16 protein-coding genes are annotated in these 18684 nt (G+C 66.8%); 13 read left to right on the top strand and 3 right to left on the bottom strand.

The window, feature by feature from the left end:
- Positions 1-493: 493 nt before the first annotated feature.
- From HOP52_RS02335 to gcvT, 3 genes are all read left to right on the top strand, one after another.
- Positions 494-1552: a GGDEF domain-containing protein gene (locus HOP52_RS02335; protein WP_338072522.1), complete on the top strand. Its 1059-nt coding sequence runs from the start codon at positions 494-496 to the stop codon at positions 1550-1552.
- Positions 1553-1746: 194 nt separating this feature from the next.
- Positions 1747-2484: a sulfite exporter TauE/SafE family protein gene (locus HOP52_RS02330; protein ID WP_238975583.1), complete on the top strand. Its 738-nt coding sequence runs from the start codon at positions 1747-1749 to the stop codon at positions 2482-2484.
- A gap of 267 nt (positions 2485-2751) precedes the next feature.
- Positions 2752-3867 carry a glycine cleavage system aminomethyltransferase GcvT gene (gene gcvT, locus HOP52_RS02325; RefSeq protein ID WP_238975581.1) on the top strand — a complete coding sequence of 372 codons (1116 nt, stop codon included), beginning with the start codon at positions 2752-2754 and terminating at the stop codon, positions 3865-3867.
- A 154-nt stretch (positions 3868-4021) separates the two neighbouring features.
- Here gcvT and HOP52_RS02320 read toward each other — a convergent pair whose 3' ends face one another.
- Positions 4022-4813 (bottom strand): IclR family transcriptional regulator domain-containing protein, encoded by a 792-nt coding sequence (locus HOP52_RS02320; RefSeq protein ID WP_238975579.1) that lies wholly within the window; start codon positions 4811-4813, stop codon positions 4022-4024.
- A gap of 205 nt (positions 4814-5018) precedes the next feature.
- Between HOP52_RS02320 and HOP52_RS02315 the strand changes: the two genes are divergently transcribed.
- Genes HOP52_RS02315 through HOP52_RS02300 form a run of 4 tightly spaced genes read left to right on the top strand, consistent with a single transcriptional unit; the run spans position 5019 to position 8694 of the window.
- Positions 5019-5849, top strand: a complete 831-nt coding sequence (locus HOP52_RS02315) for a CoA transferase subunit A (RefSeq protein WP_238975576.1) — start codon at positions 5019-5021, stop codon at positions 5847-5849.
- Positions 5849-6622 carry a CoA-transferase subunit beta gene (locus HOP52_RS02310; protein WP_238975575.1) on the top strand — a complete coding sequence of 258 codons (774 nt, stop codon included), beginning with the start codon at positions 5849-5851 and terminating at the stop codon, positions 6620-6622. The genes HOP52_RS02315 and HOP52_RS02310 overlap by 1 nt, the downstream gene beginning before the upstream one ends.
- An 18-nt stretch (positions 6623-6640) precedes the next feature.
- On the top strand, positions 6641-7843 hold the full coding sequence (gene pcaF / locus HOP52_RS02305; protein WP_238975572.1) for a 3-oxoadipyl-CoA thiolase: 1203 nt from the start codon (positions 6641-6643) through the stop codon (positions 7841-7843).
- An 11-nt stretch (positions 7844-7854) separates the two neighbouring features.
- Positions 7855-8694 carry an alpha/beta fold hydrolase gene (locus HOP52_RS02300; RefSeq protein ID WP_238975570.1) on the top strand — a complete coding sequence of 280 codons (840 nt, stop codon included), beginning with the start codon at positions 7855-7857 and terminating at the stop codon, positions 8692-8694.
- 7 nt (positions 8695-8701) lie between these two features.
- Here the strand turns inward: HOP52_RS02300 and HOP52_RS02295 are convergent, their stop codons facing one another.
- Positions 8702-10426 (bottom strand): DUF262 domain-containing protein, encoded by a 1725-nt coding sequence (locus HOP52_RS02295; RefSeq protein WP_238975568.1) that lies wholly within the window; start codon positions 10424-10426, stop codon positions 8702-8704.
- A gap of 226 nt (positions 10427-10652) precedes the next feature.
- On the opposite strand from HOP52_RS02295, the gene HOP52_RS02290 reads away from it, so the two are divergent.
- A complete protein-coding gene (locus tag HOP52_RS02290; RefSeq protein ID WP_238975566.1) occupies positions 10653-10796 on the top strand; it encodes a hypothetical protein in 144 nt (47 codons plus the stop codon).
- A 313-nt stretch (positions 10797-11109) separates the two neighbouring features.
- Positions 11110-11922 (top strand): universal stress protein, encoded by an 813-nt coding sequence (locus HOP52_RS02285; protein WP_238975564.1) that lies wholly within the window; start codon positions 11110-11112, stop codon positions 11920-11922.
- Here the strand turns inward: HOP52_RS02285 and HOP52_RS02280 are convergent.
- A complete protein-coding gene (locus HOP52_RS02280) occupies positions 11919-13634 on the bottom strand; it encodes a methyl-accepting chemotaxis protein (RefSeq protein ID WP_238975562.1) in 1716 nt (571 codons plus the stop codon). The genes HOP52_RS02285 and HOP52_RS02280 overlap by 4 nt on opposite strands.
- 313 nt (positions 13635-13947) lie before the next feature.
- Between HOP52_RS02280 and HOP52_RS02275 the strand changes: the two genes are divergently transcribed.
- The 4 genes from HOP52_RS02275 to ahpC all read left to right on the top strand — a co-directional run bounded on the left by HOP52_RS02275 (position 13948) and on the right by ahpC (position 18503).
- A complete protein-coding gene (locus HOP52_RS02275; RefSeq protein WP_238975560.1) occupies positions 13948-15108 on the top strand; it encodes a ChaN family lipoprotein in 1161 nt (386 codons plus the stop codon).
- Complete coding sequence (locus HOP52_RS02270) at positions 15105-17078, top strand: M1 family metallopeptidase (protein WP_238975556.1); 1974 nt, start codon at positions 15105-15107, stop codon at positions 17076-17078. The genes HOP52_RS02275 and HOP52_RS02270 overlap by 4 nt, the downstream gene beginning before the upstream one ends.
- Positions 17079-17408: 330 nt before the next feature.
- A complete protein-coding gene (locus HOP52_RS02265) occupies positions 17409-17813 on the top strand; it encodes a ribonucleotide reductase subunit alpha (RefSeq protein ID WP_238975554.1) in 405 nt (134 codons plus the stop codon).
- A 126-nt stretch (positions 17814-17939) separates the two neighbouring features.
- Positions 17940-18503 carry an alkyl hydroperoxide reductase subunit C gene (gene ahpC / locus HOP52_RS02260; protein WP_238975552.1) on the top strand — a complete coding sequence of 188 codons (564 nt, stop codon included), beginning with the start codon at positions 17940-17942 and terminating at the stop codon, positions 18501-18503.
- The last annotated feature ends 181 nt before the right edge of the window (positions 18504-18684 follow it).

The following is an 18684-nucleotide window of genomic DNA, read 5'->3' as shown; positions in this document are numbered from 1 at the left end:
CTGGGTATGAGGGCGTTGCTACTGCTGGAGGCGTCGCGGAGCATGGTTCTCGTAGCCACGAGGCAACACAGGTGGCATAACGCTGTACCTGCACGGCTTCCCGCCAGTTGATACTCTCGCCGGTGAAGTAGACCGTCAGGCAGGCCAGCGCTACGACAATCTTGATTGAAATATCTGCCCCGCTATAGCCAAGGGGAGGCAATGCCCGTGGGGCCAGTGCCCCAGTCTGGTCCAGCACGATGAAGATATTGAAAACGTTGGCTTGCTCTACATCATGGCGTTGAGATATACCCCGAGCAATAATTGACCATCATTCTATCGTTATAGGGACAGAGCGCATCGTGCACGGGAGTCATGGATAACTCCGAGGGGCGTTCATAGGGCTGCTGGCACCTTTTCGTTCAGGAGACCAGTGCACACAGGGGCGGTCAGCCCACTGCGCTGGTGCCGCCGCCTTCTCAAGCAACGCCTCAATTCGACAAGGGCTCCGGGCATGCATCCTTATCAAGCGAATCAAGAGCATCGCCGGGCGGTGTTGCAGGCCATGCTGCTGATCACCGTCATCAGCGCCCTTCTCTTTGCGGCCCTCAACTTTCCCGACGACATGGTCCTGGTTGCCTGGATCCAGGTAGCCCTTGCCGCCTTCGCCGCCGGCCTGCTGGTCGTGGTTCGTCGCACGCAGCGCGTTCAGACATGGTGTCTGTGCTTCATGCTGGTGTTGCTGTCGGCAACGCTGCTACTGCTAAGCCGCCCGGAAATCTCGACGTACGCCTTCATCTGGCTGCTGATCATCCCCCTTGTCACCCATCTCTTGCTCGGTTCCAGGCTGGGGCTGCTGCTTTCGCTGGGCTATATGGGGGTTGGCGGCGGCATCTTTCTGTACCGCTTTAGCGGCGACCCCGAACTCGTTCGGGTGGAGGTGCTGTCCAACGTGGTCATCGCCGCACTGACCACCCTGGGCCTGTCACACTTCTACGAACGCACCCGCGAGCGGTCCGAGCGCAAGTTGATGCACCTGGCGACGGTCGACCCGCTGACTGGGCTGGCCAATCGCATGCGCCTCAACGATGTCTTCCAGTGGGAACGGGCACAAGCGCGGCGCAATGGAACCCCGCTGGCAGTGCTTATGCTGGACCTGGATCACTTCAAGCGGATCAACGACGAGCATGGTCACGAGGCCGGCGACACGGTGTTGGTCGCCTTCGCCCGTATGCTGCGGGAGCGCCTGCGGGAGATCGACCTGATCTCACGATCTGGCGGCGAAGAATTCCTGGTACTGCTGACCAACACCGATGGCAAACGAGCTGTCGCCGTGGCGGAGGAGCTGCGGCAGCGATTGGAGCAGTTAGCCATCGAGTACCAGGACAAGGTCCTGAAAGTTACCGTCAGCATCGGCGTTGCCGACTACGGACCCGACGGGATGGACCTGGATACGCTCAGCCGAATCGCCGATGAACGGCTTTACCAGGCCAAGGAGAATGGACGCAACAGAGTCTGCGGCGGCCCTGCGGTGGGGGCCAGGGTAGCGCCGGTGACGGCAGTCGGGGTATAGCTGGGGGCAGCCGTGCCCCCATTTCCCTGGCCTCCGCCCTCTCGAAGCGCCGCAGGTCATACTTGAGCACCACCTGATCCTCCCGCTTGGCGCTTGAGCATAAGGAGCCGCCGTGGCCATCGAACAGGGCGCCTGGAAGCCGGCGGGCATTCGGAGTGTATACTCCGGCGACCTTCTCGATTCGGAACGACAGAATGCTGATCGCCATCTTGACCCTGGCGGTGGCGGGAATCATCAAGGGGGCGATCGGCGCGGGTGTGCCGGTGATCGTCGTGCCCGTCCTGACCATGCTCTACGATGTCCAAATCGCCATTGCCGTGCTGCTGGCGCCCAACCTCATCAGTAACGCCTGGCAGGTGTGGCACTATCGCCGCCACTTGCTGCCCGCCGATTTTCTGCTGGCCTTCTCGCTCAGCGGTGGGCTGGGGGTGGCAGTGGGTACCTGGGCGCTGGTGGTGATCGACAAGGAGACCCTGTCGGTGGTGGTGGCGGGCTGCATTCTGCTCTATCTGGCGGTGCGCTTGCTGCAGGGCACTCGCGCGCTGCCCTATGCCATCGCCAGGCGGCTGGTGCTGCCCCTGGGCGGTCTGGGCGGGGTGCTGCAAGGGGCGGCGGGCATGTCGGCGCCGGTGTCGGTCTCCTTTCTCAACGCCATGCAGCTCGACCGCCGGGTCTACATCGGCTCGATCTCGACCTTCTTTACCGCGATTACCGTGGTGCAGATTCCCGCGATGCTGACCGCGGGCCTGCTCACCTGGCCGCTGGCGGGGGCCAGCGTTGTGGCGCTGGGGGTGATCGCGGCCGGGATGCCCTTGGGCGCGCGCCTGGGGCGCCAGCTGTCGCGGCACTGGCTTCGACAGGGCAATCATGGCCCTGCTGTTCCTGATTGCCATGAAGATCCTCGTCGAGGCCTTCGTTATCGCCTGATGTAATCTCCTGGGCGCCCATGGCATGTTTCCGATAGGAAATTCATTTCTCCTGAGGCGGCTACGGTGTCCCGCCTGAACCGGCCCTTCTAGGGCATGTCAGCGTCTTGGCGCCTGGTCGGATATAAAGGTATTTCCGGTGTGCTGCTATTGTTTCTTATAGGAAACATGGTCTAGTCTGGGTATTCCCGGGTCCGTTCCGGCGGCATGACGACGCCGCGTGATCGACCCCCGACGACCCGACACCGACCGCATCAAGCAGAGGCAGCCCCGATGAGCCAACTGAAACGCACCCCGCTGTATGACCTTCATGTTGCCCACGGCGCCAGGATGGTGCCCTTCGCCGGTTACGAAATGCCCGTCCAGTACCCGGCGGGCGTGAAGCAGGAGCACCAGCACACCCGGGCGGCCTGCGGGCTGTTCGATGTGTCGCACATGGGCCAGTTGCTGCTGCGCGGCCCCGCTCCGGCCGAGGCACTGGAGCGCCTGGTGCCGGCGGATATCGTCGGCCTGCCGGAAGGCATGCAGCGCTACGCCCTCTTCACCCATGAGGATGGCGGGATTCTCGATGACCTGATGGTGGTCAACGCCGGCGACCACCTCTATCTGGTGGTCAATGCCGCCTGCCAGGAGCAGGATATCGCCCACCTGCACGCCCACCTCGCCGACGGGCACGAGATCGAGGTGCTGGACCGGGGACTGCTCGCCCTGCAGGGGCCCGAGGCCGCCACGGTAATGGCACGGCTCTGCCCCGCGGCCTGCGAGCTGGTCTTCATGCAGCACGGCCATTTCGAGATCGACGGCATTCCCGTATGGGTCAGTCGCAGCGGCTACACCGGCGAGGATGGCTTCGAGATCTCGGTCGCCGCCGACCGGACCGAGGCCCTGGCGCGGCGCCTGCTGGCGGAGCCGGAGGTGGCGCCGATCGGCCTGGGCGCCCGGGACTCCCTGCGCCTGGAGGCCGGGCTCTGCCTCTATGGCCACGACATCGATACCGGCACCACCCCGGTCGAAGGCGGGCTGATCTGGGCCATCGGCAAGCCGCGCCGGCATGCCGGCCAGCGTCCCGGCCGCTTCCCGGGCGCCGATCTGATCCTGCATCAGGTGGAGGTCAAGGATCACAGCCGCAAGCGGGTCGGCCTGCTGGGCGAAGGCCGCGCCCCGGTGCGAGAGGGTGCCGAGCTGTACGACGAGGCGGGTAACCTGATCGGCCTGGTCACCTCCGGCGGCTTCGGGCCAACGGTCGGCAAGCCGGTCGCCATGGGCTATGTGCCGGTCGCCCAGGCCGAGATCGGCACCCGGGTCTATGCCGGGGTTCGCGGCAAGCGCCTGCCGATGGTGGTGACCAAGATGCCCTTCGTCACCCCGGGCTACTATCGCGGCAAGTGAGGGGTGCCGTTGAGCCGGGCATCTCATGGAGGCCGGCCGTACCGAAGGGCTCGGCGTGAGCCTGGAGCACCAGCTGGACCGCCGCAGGGTCGCCGTAAAGGGCGAGGGTCTCGCTGAGTGGCCAGAACCTGCAGCTCTCAAGGAGATGGCGAGCTCAGCTGACGCTGGTGCGAATCAACCGGGCCTTCTCCTGCAGCAGCGGCAGGTACTCTTTCATCAGGGTATCGAGATCCACTCGGGCCGCATTGGTGCTGATGTTGATGGCGCCGAGCAGCTTGCCGTTGGCGTCGAAGGCCGGGGCGGCGAGCGAACGCAGGCCGGAATCGAGCTCCTGGTCGACGACCGCATAGCCCTGCTGGCGCGCCGCGAGGATGCGCTGTCTCAGCTCGCTGCGGGTGGTCACCGAGTGCTCGGTGTGGGCCTCGAGCACGACCTCTTCCAGGAAGCCCTCGAGCTGGGCGTCGGACAGCTGGGCCAGCAGCACCCGCCCCATGGAGGTGTAGGCGGCCGGCAGGCGGGTGCCAATCGAGAGGGTGATCGCCATCAGTCGATGGGGGGCGGAGGAGCGTGCCACATAGATGACCTCCTTGCCGTCCAGCACGCCCAGCGACGAGGACTCGCCGCACTCGGCGGTGATCTCCTCCAGCACCTGTTGGATCACGCTGCGGTAGTTGTTGGCGGAGAGGAATGCATAGCCGAGCTGCAGCACCCGCGGGGCCAGCTCGAAGGACCGCCCCTGTTTCCGGACATAGCCCAGGGCATGCAGGGTGAGAAGGAAGCGGCGTGCCTTGGCCCGGTTCATCCCGGTGCGGGCCGCCACCTCGCTCAGGGTCATGCGCGGGTGGGCCTCGTCGAAGGCCAGGATCACCTCCAGGCCACTGGCCAGGGCGGTGACGAACTCGCGATTATCGGGGGTCAGTGCCTCATCGCTGTCTCTGCGTGACATCTCTCCATCCTCCTTGAAGTTACTGTCTGCCCATTAGCCTACCATGCTGCCGCATGGCGAACATGAGTTCGCCATGCGGTTTTTGTTGTGGGGCTGTGTCGCCCCAGGTTTGACGATGGGCGAAAAGCGGGGTAGATTGTTCGCAATACAAATCTATGTTCGTAAAGCGAACAATTTGAAAAGGCAATCGCCAGGAGGAGATCCCATGGCCGAGTTCCTGAGCCTGCATGACGCGGTGGCGCGCTACGTCCACGACGGCGCCACCGTGGCCATGGAAGGCTTTACCCACCTGATTCCCTTCGCCGCGGGTCACGAGGTGATCCGCCAGGGCAAGCGCGACCTGACCCTGATCCGCATGACCCCCGACTTGGTCTACGACCAGCTGATCGGCGCCGGCTGTGCCAGCAAGGTGATCTTCTCCTGGGGCGGCAACCCCGGCGTGGGCTCCCTGCACCGCCTGCGCGACGCCGTGGAGAAGGGCTGGCCCCGCAAGGTCGAGATCCTCGAACACAGCCATGCCGCCATGGCCTGCGCCTTCGAGGCCGGCGCGGCGGGTCTGCCGCTGGCGGTTCTGCGCGGCTACGTGGGCAGCGAGCTGCCCAGCGTCAACGACCAGATCAAGTTCATCGAGTGCCCCTTCACCGGTGAGCGCCTGGCGGCGGTGCCCGCGGTGCGTCCGGATGTCTCCATCGTCCATGCCCAGAAGGCCGACCGGGCCGGTAATGTGCTGGTGGAGGGCATCGTCGGGGTGCAGAAGGAAGCGGTGCTGGCGGCCAGGCAGAGCATCGTCACCGTGGAGGAGGTCGTCGACGACCTGCGCAGCGAGCCGGACTACCACCCCAATGCCTGCATCATCCCGGGCTGGGCCATCAGCGCCATCGCCGTGGCCGAGAAGGGCTCGCTGCCCTCCTATGCCCACGGCTACTACCCGCGCAACAACGCCTTCTACAAGGAGTGGGACGCCATCGCCCGGGACCGCGACGCCTTCACGGCGTGGATCGAAGAGAACGTCATGAATGCAGGGGGGAACGCCTGATGAGCCTCGACTACACCTCCGCCGAGATGATGACCGTCACCGCGGCCCGCGCCCTGGAAAACGGCATGACCTGCTTCGTGGGCATCGGCCTGCCCTCCGAGGCGGCCAACCTGGCGCGGCTGACCCACGCCCCGGACGTGGTGCTGATCTACGAGTCCGGCACCCTGCAGACCAAGCCCGACGTGCTGCCGCTCTCCATCGGCGATGGCGAGCTGGCCGAGACGGCGCTGACCACCGTGGCGGTGCCGGAGATGTTCCGCTACTGGCTGCAGGGCGGGAAGATCGACGTGGGCTTTCTGGGCACCGCCCAGATCGATCGCTACTGCAACCTCAACACCACCCTGATCGGCGACTACCGGGAGCCCAAGGTGCGCCTGCCCGGGGGCGGTGGCGCTCCCGAGATTGCGACGAATGCGGGAGAGGTCTTTATCACCCTGAAGCACTCCAAGCGCGCCTTCGTCGACAAGGTGGACTTCGTCACCACCCTGGGCTTCGGCCGCGACGGCAAGGGCCGCGATGGCGTGCCCAATATCGGTAAGGGGCCGACCCGGGTGATCACCGATCTCTGCGTGATGAAGCCCGACCCCGAGACCAAGGAGCTGGTGGTGGTCTCGCTGCATCCGGGGGTCACCGTCGCCGATGTCCAGGAGGCCACCGGCTGGGAGCTCCGCTTCGCCGACGACCTGGGAGCCACCCCGGAGCCCTCGGCGCATGAGCTCGAGATTCTGCGGGATCTGAAAGCGCGTACCGCCCATGCCCATAGCGGCGAGTAAGCCGAACAGGAGAGCCACATGACCGACGTATTCCTCTGCCATCCGCGGCGCAGCGCCATCGGCCGCTTCGGCGGCACCCTGTCGAGCGTACGCCCCGACGACCTCGCCGCCTGCATCTTCAAGGCGGTGCTGGCCGAGGCCCAGGATCTCGACCCGGCCGCCATCGACGAGGTCTTCATGGGCTGCGCCAACCAGGCCGGCGAGGACAACCGCAACGTGGCACGCATGTCTTCGCTGCTGGCGGGCCTGCCGACCAGTGTGCCCGGCACCACCATGAACCGTCTGTGCGGCTCCGGCATGGATGCGGTGGGCACCGCCTTTCGCGCCATCAAGGCCGGCGAGATGGCGCTGGCCCTCGCCGGCGGCGTGGAGTCCATGTCTCGCGCCCCCTATGTGCTGGGCAAGGCTGACGGCGCCTTCTCACGCGGCCAGAAGATCGAGGACACCACCATCGGCTGGCGCTTCATCAACCCGCTGATGAAGAAGGCCTATGGCGTCGACGCCATGCCGGAGACCGCCGAGAACGTCGCCGAGCAGTTCAAGATCTCCCGCGAGGATCAGGACGCCTTCGCCCTGCGCTCCCAGCAGAAGGCCGCCGTGGCGCAAGAGGCCGGGCGCTTTGCCGAGGAGATCACCCCCATCGAGATCCCCCGGCGCAAGCAGGACCCGCTGATCTTCGACCGGGACGAGCACCCGCGCGCGACCACCCTGGAGAAGCTCGCCGGCCTGCCGACGCCCTTCCGCGAGGGCGGCAGCGTCACCGCCGGCAACGCCTCCGGGGTCAACGACGGCGCCGCTGCCATGCTGGTGGCGAGCGCCGCGGCGGTGGAGCAGCACGGCCTCACCCCCATGGCCAGGATCCTCGGCATGGCCACCGCCGGCGTCGAGCCGCGCATCATGGGCTATGGCCCGGTGCCGGCGGTGAACAAGCTGCTCGAACGCACTGGGGTCTCCCTGGACGAGATCGAGGTGATCGAGCTCAACGAGGCCTTCGCCGCCCAGGCGCTGGCCTGCACGCGGGATCTCGGCATCGCCGACGACGACCCGCGGGTCAACCCCAACGGCGGCGCCATCGCCCTGGGCCACCCGCTGGGCATGTCCGGCGCGCGGCTGCTGCAGACCGCCGCCCATGAGCTGCAGCGGACCGGCAAACGCTATGCCCTGTGCACCATGTGCGTGGGTGTGGGGCAGGGGATTGCTACGCTGATCGAACGCGTGTAACGGAGGCTGTGATGGCATTTCTCACGATCAACGGCCGCAGCGTGGCCTACCGCCTGCTCGGTGCCGAGGCCAACCCGGTGGTGGTGCTGGCGCATCCGCTGGGCATGAGCCAGGCGGTATGGGACGACATCCTGCCCATGCTGCTTCCCCGCTACCGGGTGCTGACCTGGGACCTGCCCGGTCACGGCGCCAGCCAGGCCTGGGGCGAGGGCCCCATCGCCCCGGCCGATCTGGCCGCCGAGGCGCTGGCCCTGGCCGATCACGCCGACGCCGAACGCTTCCACTTCGCCGGCACCTCCATCGGCGGGGTGGTGGGCCAGCAGCTGATCGGCGAGCACGCCGAGCGGCTGCTCTCCGCGACCCTGACCAACACCGGGGCGGTGATCGGCACCCAGGAGCTCTGGACCACCCGCGCAGGACGGGTTCGCAGCGAGGGCCTGGCGGCGATGGCCGAAGAGATCGTGCCGCGTTGGTTCGCCCCGGCCTGCTTCGAGGCCGAACCGGCCCTCAAGGCGGGCTGGTGCACCCAGATGGGCCGTGGCGACGATGACTCCTACGCCAAGCTCTGCGAGATGCTCGGCGGCCACGCCTTTACCGGCAGGCTCTCCGGCTCTCTATCTCGACATCCGGACGTCAAGGTGCAGCTGCTGGGCGGCAGCGAGGACCTGGCCACGCTGCCGGCGACCCTCGAGGCCCTGGCCGCCGAGCTCGACGACGCTCCCCTCGAGATCCTCGACGGCGTCGGCCACGTGCCCTCCGTGGAGGTGCCGGGGCTCTTCGCCGAGATCCTGTTGGCGACCCTGTCGGTGGACCTGGGCGAGGTGGGCTCAAAGGGCGGGGAGGTGTCCTGATACTCCGTTAGTCACCGACAAAGTCGACCCGCCAGATTCCAGCGGCAATATCGGCCAGCCGCTTCTGGCGGGCTTCGATTCGTTTCTCGTCCCAGTGGTCATTCTGTTCGGCAACGGCCCGAGTGATCTGGAAGCTGCTGGCGGCGTAGGCGCGACACTTCTCATCAAAATCGGCATTACCGATATCACGATTGACGCGGCTTTCCAGAGGCGTCATGTTGCCGAGCCGATAGATGAGTCCATCCAACTTTCCGTCCGGGATATGCGCCCAGGCCTCTGCCGGATGTTCCGGCAACACATGCTCCAGGTTATAGGCGGGGCTCTCGAAATCCAGAGACTGGCCGCTGCGCTGGCGCTCGATCTCGAACAGCATGTAGCGGACCACCTTGCGGTTGCGACTGCTGGTGGTGCGCAGTGCCTTCTCGGTGAAGGCGGCCTTGAACCGGCGGTCATCGGGATAGACGCCCCGTAGCGCCGCCAGCACCTGTCGGAGGTTGCCGATCTCGCCTTCAGCGAGTTTCCAGGCCACTTCGTTGTAAGTTCGCTCCTGCTCGTGGGTCGGCAAGCTGCAGATCACGTTGTAGCGGAACGCGATCACGGCCACCGCGCGGAGGATGCGGGTGAACACCTCACGCTCCTGCTCGAAGAACCGTCGGTGGCAGGCCAGCAGCATGGCTAGCGGCTGGCGCACGTTGAACATCTGCAACTGCTCCAGGGCGCGTTGCTCCGGCTCGTTCCAGCTAGGGTCTTGAGGATCCCGAAGGGCCGCATAGAGTCCCGCATGATGATCGAGCTCGCGAATCAGGCCAAAGGCGCCCTCCCGTTCACCGATGTGGCGTCGGATGGTCTTGAACAGCTCAGCCTTGCGCACCAGTCGATGCCGGCTGTTCCAGTAAACGCGCAGAAACTCCGGGAAGCTCTCACTGCCCAGCAGTCCCACGATGCGTTCCCAGCGGTCCTCCAGGGCCTTCAACTCGGTGTCATGGGTCGAAGCGGAGCTGATCAGCGAAAACAGGTAGTTCTTCAACAGGTCGGTGGAGGAGAGACGAACGCCGCGGGCGTTGAGCGTCTCGAACACCTTGAAGGCATTTAGCTCGTCGGTGACCGTGATCACCGTGAAGAACAGCTTGTCGACCAGAGTGTCGATGAAGGCCGCTAACCGCTGGCCGCTGTCCACTTCGCTGCCGACGTGCCCCTTGATGCGCTCCTTGAACCAGCCATACGCCTTGCGCAGCTGGTGCTCCGAGGCGTGTAGGCCGCGTTGCGGCAACCGCTCCAGGGGGACCAGGTAGGTCTGGTAGAAGCGGTCATTGTGGCGGTTCAGGGTCAACTTGGATCGCGGAATCAGCGAGACCGGGTCCATGTAGCCGATATAGCTGTTGCGCAATTGCTCCTGGCGACGGCGATTGTCATCGGCATCCTGTCCAGCCTCGACCAGCAACTGCAGGAGCCCTAGCCCTGCCAGGATCATCACGCTCAGGGTGGTGATGCGCTGCTGACCGTCGATGATGTCGAAGTCTTTGCTGTCGGCAGACTGCAGCACCAGGTAGCCCATGTAGTGGGCCGACTCGCCGTCCTCCTCGAACAGGCCGAGCACATCCTGCCAGAGGTCGTCCCACTCATCCTCTCCCCAAGAGTAGTCGCGCTGAAAGGGCGGTACCCGGTAGGTCAGGCCATTGCCCAGCAGCTGGCGTAGGGTCTGGTTGGCCGTATTGAAATTCATCGTCGCCATGGCGCACCACCACTGATCATGGGCTTGAATCTAGTCAGTTTACCTGCTGCAACAGTGCCTGTAATGGTGGGCCGTCAACATCAGCCACTGCCCTTTCTGCGGTGAGGCCCTGCCTGGCAATAGGCTCAAGGAAGGTCGTGCCGCCGAGATGGCCATGATCGACTATCGCCTCGACGGGTTGGGTCGATAATCCCGAACGCATTGTCAGGTGCCCCTACAGCAGACCATGAACGAATACCAGTACTACGAATTTCTGGCCGTGGACCGGCCCTTGAGTGCAGATGATCAACAGGCGCTGCGAGTGATCTCCAGCCGGGCGCGGATTGCGGCGACCGGCTTTACCAAAACCACTACGAATGGGGCGACCTGAAGGCCGCCCCCACCCGGCTGCTACAGCGCTTCTTCGACCTGCATGTTTATGGGGCGATCTGGGGATCGAAGCGCCTGCCGATGCGGCTGCCCGAGGCGGCACTCGCAGCTACGAGATCGTTGCCGAACAGTGGTGCGCTTGAGCCACGACCCCCGGCAAGCGGCACCAGACGTCGGTCGTGGGGCGTGTTGCGCGCGGCTTGCCTACACTGCCTGACAGCGAAGGCCCTGGTCGGACGCTGTCGCCCAACCGCCCATGGACGAGCGACGGCGACCACCAGGCCGCCGTTGGCAGAGGCTGAGGAGGTGTTGAAATGCTCACTATCCATGTGGCGATCGACGAGTCGGTCTACTCCCTGCGTGGCATCATGCTGGGCGAGATGCTTCAGCGGCAGCTCTCGGGACGGCTGCTGCTGACCTCGGTGGCGACTTCGCCGGAGCGGGCCGAGCGGCGGCGCGAGGCGCTCCTCCAGCTGCTCGAGCGCCACCGTCTGGCGGACTACCGCGAGGCGCTGAATATCGAGGTGGGGGAGGAGGCCGCCACGGTGTTGGCCCGGCTGGCCTCCCAGCCGGATACCCTGCTCTGCCTGACCTCCCACGGTCGCCACTCCACCTCCGAGCTGTTCCTCGGCAGCGTGGCGGCGCAAGCCGTTCGGGAGGCCGGTGCGCCGGTGGTGGTGCGCGGCCCGCGCTTCGACCCGGAGGCCACACGGCGCTTCGACACCCTGATGGTCTGCGTCGACGGCTCGCCGCTCTCGGAAGCGATGCTGCCCCACGCCGTGACCCTGGCGCGCCAGCTGGGGGCGCGCCTGCAACTGCTGCAGGTGCTCGGCAAACGAACGGTTGAGGGGGTGCCGGAGGAGAGCGGCCATGGTGATGTCATGGAATCCAGCTACATGCATGGCCTGGCGCGGCGTCTGCACCAGGCCGATGGCATCGACCCCGATTGGGAGGTGCTGCACGGCGATCCGGCCCAGGCCATCGTTGGCTACCTGGCCGACTGCCGCAATACCCTGCTGGCCATGACCACCCACGGCCGCAGTGGCCTGGCCCGGGTGATCGGTGGCAGCGTCAGCCACGCCGTGCTGCACCAAGCGCGCTGCCCGGTGGCAATACTCAGGCCCTAGAAGGCCTCCCACTCCGGTTCCGCGGCGGCCTTGCGCTGGCGAGCGGCGCGGGGCATGGGGTCGGCCTCAGGGACGGGCGGGGCAGAGGGCTGCGGCATGCTGTCGGCGGCCAGGACAAGCTCCCCCGGGCTCGCCTTGCCCGCCGGGCTCTCGCCCATGCGAAATGAGCTGACCGCTTCGGCGAGCAGGCCCGCCTGGGACTTCAGCGCCGAGGCGGCGGCGGCCGACTGCTCCACCAGGGTGGCGTTCTGCTGAGTGACCTGGTCCATCTGGCTGACCGCGACGCTGACCTGTTCGACCGCCTGGGACTGCTCTTCCGAGGCGGCGTTGATGTCGGCTATCAGCTCCGAGACCTGGCGTACGCTGCCCACGACCTGCTCTATGGCCTCGCCGGCCTGTTTGACCAGTGCACTGCCGTCCTTGACCAGCTCACCGTCGAGGGTGACCAGCGTCTGGATCTCCTTGGCGGCCGTGGCGCAGCGCTGGGCCAGATTGCGCACCTCGCCGGCGACCACGGCGAAACCGCGGCCCTGCTCACCGGCCCGGGCGGCTTCCACCGAGGCATTGAGTGCCAGAATATTGGTCTGAAAGGCGATGCCGTCGATCACCGAGATGATGCTGCCGATCTTCTCCGCGCTCTCTTCGAGCTCCTGCATCTTGCCCATGGCCTGCGTCGTCTTGTCGCCCCCGTTATCGGCCAGCTGACGCGCGTTGCGTGCCAGCTCATTGGCCTGGCGGGTGTTCTCGGCGTTCTGCTTCACCGTCGAGGCGACCTGCTCCATGCTGGTGGCGGTTTCCTGGAGGCTGGCGGCCTGCTCTTCCGTGCGCTGGGAGAGGTCGTGATTGCCCGAGGCGATCTCGCCGGAGGCGGCATGGATGGCCTGGGCGGAGGACTGAATCCGTGCCACCAGCTCGCGCTGCTGGGTCTGGGTCTCGCTGAGGGATTGGAGGGCGAGGCCGATCTCGTCACGGCGCTCCACCTCGATGCGATTGTCCAGGTTGCCGGCGGCGATCGCCTGAAAGTACTCGATCATGCGCCCCAGGGGCCGGGTAATGGCGCGGATCAGCGTCCAGCCGCCCAGGCTGGCGATGAGCAGCGCCAGCACGATCATGGCCGCGGTCAGCAAGCGCATGAAGTCGAAGGTCGACTGGGATGCGGCATACTCGGCGCGAGCCACTTCCCCCTGAAGCTCGATCAGCTCGTACAGCGTCTGGTTGGCGGCAATGAAAGCGGGACGCGTCGCCTCGATCATATGGGCGGAGGCCTGATCGATCCGGCCGGCCTCGTAGAGTGCGATGGCCGGCTCCAGGCCCTGCTGGAAGAAGGCGCGGCGCTGATCGGCATAGCGCTCGGCAAGCTGCGCCTCGCGCGGGGTCAGGAAGGTCGCCATGTAGGTCGTCCAGACTCGCTCCATCGCCTCGATGTTGGCGTCCACGGTATCCAGGTAGGGCTGCCGGTTGGCCTGGCTGGCCGCCTCGTCGCCGGCATGGTCATGGGTCAGGCTGATCTGGTTGAGTTCGATGATGCTGTCGCGCATCAGCTCATCGATGCGGGTCAACTGTTGCACCGGGACCAGGCGGTCCTCGTAGATGGTATCGATGGCGCTGTCCATCGCGGTCATGCCGCGTATGCCCAGGCTGCCGACGACGGCGATCAGCGCGACCAGCAGGGCGATCAGCAGGATCAGGCGAGCTTTGATGGTGAGATTCATTCGGGCTTCCTTGGCAGGGCTGGAGACGAAAACGGCTTGCTGCGACGCTAGGCGAGAAGGGTAGGAAGTGTGCGGCGCTGCCGGATTCTTTCACAAGAAGCTACGCGTGTAGCAATATTTGTAAAAGTATTGTTTTATTTTATATAATACAGTTATTTACGAAGCCTGCGATTATATTGGGCTATTGGCATCATTGCTTTTCGCTATTTGTTTAAGCGTCGCTTGATTTCCCGTTGACGGCGGGCAAGGCCCGCCTCGGAACCGAGCGATACGGTGTTACTCTCACCTCTATCCTCTGGTCATGGAGATACCGATGTCTCTCACCGCTACCCGCGCCGGCTGTCTGGCGCTCGCCTGCCTGGCCGGGACGCTGGCGCTGAGCGCCGCCCCGGCGTGGGCCGATACCTGTCTGGCGCCCGGCGAGTGGCGACAGCCGGGGGGCGAGCGCCTCTCGCCCGCCGAGCTGTTCAGCGACTTGGCCGAGCAGGACGTGGTGCTGCTCGGCGAGCAGCACGACCGCATGGACCACCATCGCTGGCAGCTTTCGACCCTGGCCGGGCTGCATGCCCGCCGCCCCGACCTAGTGATCGGCCTGGAGATGCTGCCGCGGGAGGCCCAGCCGGCGCTGGATGCCTGGGTGGCGGGGGAGCTCGACGAGCAGGCGTTCCTCGACGAGAGCAACTGGCGCACGGCCTGGGGCTTCGACCCGGCGCTCTATTTCCCCATCCTGCACTTCGCGCGGCTGCACCGGGTGCCGCTGCAGGCGGTCAACATCACCCCGGAGCTGCGCGGCCGGCTGGTCAACGAGGGTTGGGAGGCGGTGCCCGAGGCGGAACGCTTTGCCATCAGTGCGCCTGCCGAGCCTCCTGAGGCCTACCGCGAGCGCCTCGCCGAGGTCTATGAGCAGCACCCGTCCCGGGAGGGCGACGAGGCCGACTTCGCCCGCTTCGTCGCCGCCCAGCTGGCCTGGGACCGCGCCATGGCGGCGGGGCTCGCCGAGGCGGGGGAGCAGGGCGCCCTGGTGGTCGGCCTGATCGGCCAGGGGCACCTGGCCTACGGCCACGGCGTTCCCCACCAGCTCTCGGACCTGGGGGTCGAGGCCCACAGCACCCTGCTGCCCTGGCAGGTGGGCGCGCATGAGTGCGAGCCGCCGCCGGCCGGCCTGGCCCGTGCGGTCTTCGCCATTGACGATCGCCAGCCCGAGGCGCTGCCGCCCATGCAGCTGGGGGTCTATATCGTGCCCCATGAGGAGGGGGTGGAGGTGCATGCCACCCTCGAAGGCTCCATCGCCGAGCAGGCCGGCCTGGAAGCGGGCGACGTGATCCTGCGCGCGGCCGGCGAGGCGCTGGCGCGTCCCGCCGACCTGACCGGCCTGGTGCGCCAGCAGCGTCCGGGTACCCTGCTGCCGCTGCAGGTGCGCCGCCACGGCGAGGAGCGGGAAATCCTGGCCCGCTTCCCGCCGCGCTCCTCATGAGGGTCCCCGCCCTGTGTCGCCGGGGCCGGTGTCGGCTCGCGGCTGGGCTGCTGGCAGTGCCGCTGTTGCTGCCGACGGTGGCCGCCGCCGGCGAGGAGGCCGCCGAGCCGCCGAGGGTGGCGATGAGTGTCAGCCTGGACCCGTCGCGGGGCCATCTCGAGGGTGAGATGACGCTCGCAGCGCCGCCCGCGACGGCACGCCTCGGCCTGCTGCCGGGCCTGGCGCTCGAGGCGGCGACGGCCGAGGGCGCGGAGCTGGCGGTGCAGCGCGACGGCGAGGGCCGCTATCGGCTGGCCGTGCCCGAGGGCGCCGAGACCCTGACCCTGCGCTGGCGCGGCGGGCTGGATGGCGGCGAGTCGCGCGTGACGGTAGCGCCGGCCGGGACCCTGCTGCCGGCGGGCAGCGGCTGGTATCCCCGCTTCGCCGACCTCGAGGCCTTCGCCCTCGACCTGGAGATTCGGGTGCCCGAGGGCCAGCGGGCGGTGGGCACCGGCTCGCTGGTGGGCGAACCGCACGACGATGAGGGGGGCTACCGGGTTCGCCACGCCCACCCGCGCACCGACGGCGTGGAGCTGGCGGCGGGGCCCTGGCGCGAGCGGCAGCGCACGGCCGAGGGGGTGCGCCTGCGCACCCTGTTTCCCGCCGAACTGGATGCGGCCTTCGCCGACACCTACCTGGAACACAGCGCCCGCTACCTGGCGCTGTTCAGTGAGCGCGTCGGCCCCTATCCCTACGCCAGCTTCACCATCGCCGCCTCGCCGGCCCCGGTGGGGCTGGCCTTTCCCGGTTTCACACTGCTCGGCGAGCGGGTCATTCCGCTGCCCTTCATTCCCCGCACCTCGCTGGCCCACGAGCTGATGCACGCCTGGTGGGGTGCCGGGGTTCGGGTCGATTACGCTACCGGCAACTGGTCGGAGGCGCTGACCACCTACCTGGCCGACTACCACCTGGACGAGCGGCGCGGCGAGGCGCGCGACACCCGCCGCCGCTGGCTGACCGACCTGGCAGCCCTGCCCGATGGCCGTGAGATGCGCCTGGCGGATTTTCGCGGCGGCCCCGACCCGGCGGGGCGGCTGGTGGGCTACCAGCACGGCGCCATGGTCTTCCATATGCTGCGCGGCCGGATCGGTGACGAGGCCTTCGACGCCGGGCTGCACACCTTCGCCGAGCGCCACTTGTTCCATACCGCCGACTGGGACGACCTGGCCGCCGCCTTCGAGACGGCCGCCGGCGAGCCGCTTGGCGACTTCTTTGACGCCTGGGTGAGGCGCCCGGGGCGTCCCAGCCTGGCGCTGACGGAGGTGGAGCGCCAGCGCACCGAGGAGGGCTGGAAGGTCCGTGGGCGCCTCGAACAGTCCGGAACAGGCGCACCCTGGCCGCTGCGGGTGCCGCTGGCGGTGGAGAGCGAGGCGGGCGTCAGCCGCCAGGTGGTGGAGCTGGAGGGCCGGCATGCCGAGGTCTCGCTGACCCTGGCGGAGGCGCCCCGGGCGCTGGTCGTGGACCCCGACTTCGAGGTGCTGCGCGAGCTCGAGGCGGCGCCTTTCACCCTGCGGCGCCTGGCGCTGGACCCGGACAGCCGCCTGCTGGCCTTGGATGCCGACCTGGCCCCGCTGGGGCAGCGCCTGCCGGGCCGGCCGCGCCCCCTGGAGGCGGTCCCGGCGCGGCTCGAGGAGACGCCGCTGCTGGTGGTGGGCGAGACCGAGGCGGTGGCGGCCTGGCTGGCCGACCAGGGGCTGCCTGCCCCACCCCGCGACATGGCCAGGCGCGGCCAGGCGCGCCTGTGGACCCTGCCGGGCACCCGCACCGCCGCCATGAGCGGCGACAACCGCGAGGCCCTCGAGCAGCTGGCCGGCACGCTGCGCCATCACCAGCACCGCAGCTACCTGGTGCTGGATGCCCGGGGCGAGACCGAGGAGGCCGGCACCTGGCCGCCGGGCGACGACGGCCTGCGCGTCGAGCTGGTGCCGTGATCCTTGGCAAATGACCTCCTCTTCGACCTGTCCCCGGCAGCGCCGTTATACCGAGCTAGAGGTGCTGTATTGGTGACCAGGGATAACGCAGTTACGAAAAGCGAGGGGTGCTGGAGGCAAGCCGAAGGGGAGGTCCTGCGCCAGGGATGGCGCCGGTAGCGCCCAGGGAGGGGTTTACAGCGCCTCCCCGCAGGCTTGCCTGCAGGTCAGCCCGAGCGATGTCAGCTATCTGCGATAGTCCAGAGTAGGTGACCGGAGCGCCTTGCGTCGGGACGGCGGCTGTTCCATCATCGCCCTCCCTGCAGGTGACGCGACTTCCGGAGGACTGCCTTGGCCATTTCCTGCTTTGCCGATCTGTTGAATGAGGCGCACAGCCAGCCCGATCCCCAGCGGCTGCTGTTCGTCTTCACCCGCGCCGAGCTGCCTGACAATCCCACGCCGGAGCAGCGCGCCCGCTTCGAGCAGGGCGAGGGCGGGGTGCTGACGCCGGTGCTGTGTGTCGACAAGACCCTCGATGAGCTCAGCGACATGGCGGCGCTGGTGGCCGAGTCGAAGGAGACGGAGATCGAGTGGGATATCGTCTTCGTGGCGGCCCTGGCCGGTAGCGGGCCCCGGCCGCCGTCGAGCGACGAGGCCGAGTCGCACCTGCAGCGGATGGTCGAATCGCTCAAGATGGGCAACATCGAGAGCTTCCTGGCACTGGACCGCCAGGGTGAGGTGGTGTCATTTCAATAGGTTGGTGAGCCCTTATAGGCAAGGTCAATCACCATCATGACACCATTCAATTTAGACTATTGCGAGGGCCGCGTTACGATAGGCCCCGTATTCGGTACACACCCCATCGACAAGGAGCATTACTGAATGTCCCTGATCAACACTGAAGTCAAGCCGTTCAACGCCACCGCTTTCCACAATGGCGAGTTCATCGATGTCTCCGAAGAGAGCCTGAAGGGCAAGTGGAGCATCTTCTTCTTCTATCCGGCCGACTTCACCTTCGTTTGCCCCACCGAGCTGGGTGACCTGGCAGACAACTACGAGGAGTTCAAGAAGCTGGGCGTCGAGATCTACAGCGTCTCCACCGACACCCACTTCACCCACAAGGCGTGGCACGACAGCTCCGAGACCATCAACAAGATCCAGTACCCGATGCTGGCCGACCCGACCCTGAAGATCTCGCGCAACTTCGAAGTGCTGATCGAAGAGTCCGGCCTGGCCGAGCGCGGCACCTTCGTGATCGACCCGGAAGGCAAGATCCAGATCGTCGAGATCAACGCCGGCAACATCGGCCGTAACGCCGAAGAGCTGCTGCGCAAGGTCAAGGCTGCCCAGTACGTGGCCGCCAACCCGAACGAAGTCTGCCCCGCCAAGTGGAAGGAAGGCGAAGCCACCCTGGCGCCCTCCCTGGATCTGGTCGGCAAGATCTAAACCGATCGCCCGACCCCCGCGAGGCACCCCCTGGCCTCGTGAACTCCGCGCCCGGGCCTGCTGCGCCCGGGCGTTTTTCAAGACGTTTTTCACGATAAGCGCAGACAACTCGCGCAGCCTATCGGCCTAGGCCGTGTATGGCGGCTTGCGCTGCGTCTTTACATTAGCCAAACATGAAGGA

The organism is Billgrantia campisalis (genome assembly GCF_022341425.1).
Classification (GTDB): Bacteria; Pseudomonadota; Gammaproteobacteria; order Pseudomonadales; family Halomonadaceae; genus Halomonas; species Halomonas campisalis.
This window is presented reverse-complemented; position numbering and strand designations above follow the sequence as displayed.

Excerpts from the sequence above, each read along its gene's own strand:
- HOP52_RS02295 (WP_238975568.1), bottom strand. The coding sequence starts at position 10,426 with ATGGCGACGATGAATTTCAATACGGCCAACCAGACCCTACGCCAGCTG.
- pcaF (WP_238975572.1), top strand. The coding sequence starts at position 6,641 with ATGACCGACGTATTCCTCTGCCATCCGCGGCGCAGCGCCATCGGCCGC.
- HOP52_RS02285 (WP_238975564.1), top strand. The coding sequence starts at position 11,110 with ATGCTCACTATCCATGTGGCGATCGACGAGTCGGTCTACTCCCTGCGT.
- HOP52_RS02320 (WP_238975579.1), bottom strand. The coding sequence starts at position 4,813 with ATGTCACGCAGAGACAGCGATGAGGCACTGACCCCCGATAATCGCGAG.
- HOP52_RS02275 (WP_238975560.1), top strand. The coding sequence starts at position 13,948 with ATGTCTCTCACCGCTACCCGCGCCGGCTGTCTGGCGCTCGCCTGCCTG.
- HOP52_RS02290 (WP_238975566.1), top strand. The coding sequence starts at position 10,653 with ATGAACGAATACCAGTACTACGAATTTCTGGCCGTGGACCGGCCCTTG.
- HOP52_RS02280 (WP_238975562.1), bottom strand. The coding sequence starts at position 13,634 with ATGAATCTCACCATCAAAGCTCGCCTGATCCTGCTGATCGCCCTGCTG.
- HOP52_RS02330 (WP_238975583.1), top strand. The coding sequence starts at position 1,747 with ATGCTGATCGCCATCTTGACCCTGGCGGTGGCGGGAATCATCAAGGGG.
- HOP52_RS02335 (WP_338072522.1), top strand. The coding sequence starts at position 494 with ATGCATCCTTATCAAGCGAATCAAGAGCATCGCCGGGCGGTGTTGCAG.
- HOP52_RS02270 (WP_238975556.1), top strand. The coding sequence starts at position 15,105 with ATGAGGGTCCCCGCCCTGTGTCGCCGGGGCCGGTGTCGGCTCGCGGCT.
- HOP52_RS02300 (WP_238975570.1), top strand. The coding sequence starts at position 7,855 with ATGGCATTTCTCACGATCAACGGCCGCAGCGTGGCCTACCGCCTGCTC.
- ahpC (WP_238975552.1), top strand. The coding sequence starts at position 17,940 with ATGTCCCTGATCAACACTGAAGTCAAGCCGTTCAACGCCACCGCTTTC.
- HOP52_RS02315 (WP_238975576.1), top strand. The coding sequence starts at position 5,019 with ATGGCCGAGTTCCTGAGCCTGCATGACGCGGTGGCGCGCTACGTCCAC.
- gcvT (WP_238975581.1), top strand. The coding sequence starts at position 2,752 with ATGAGCCAACTGAAACGCACCCCGCTGTATGACCTTCATGTTGCCCAC.
- HOP52_RS02310 (WP_238975575.1), top strand. The coding sequence starts at position 5,849 with ATGAGCCTCGACTACACCTCCGCCGAGATGATGACCGTCACCGCGGCC.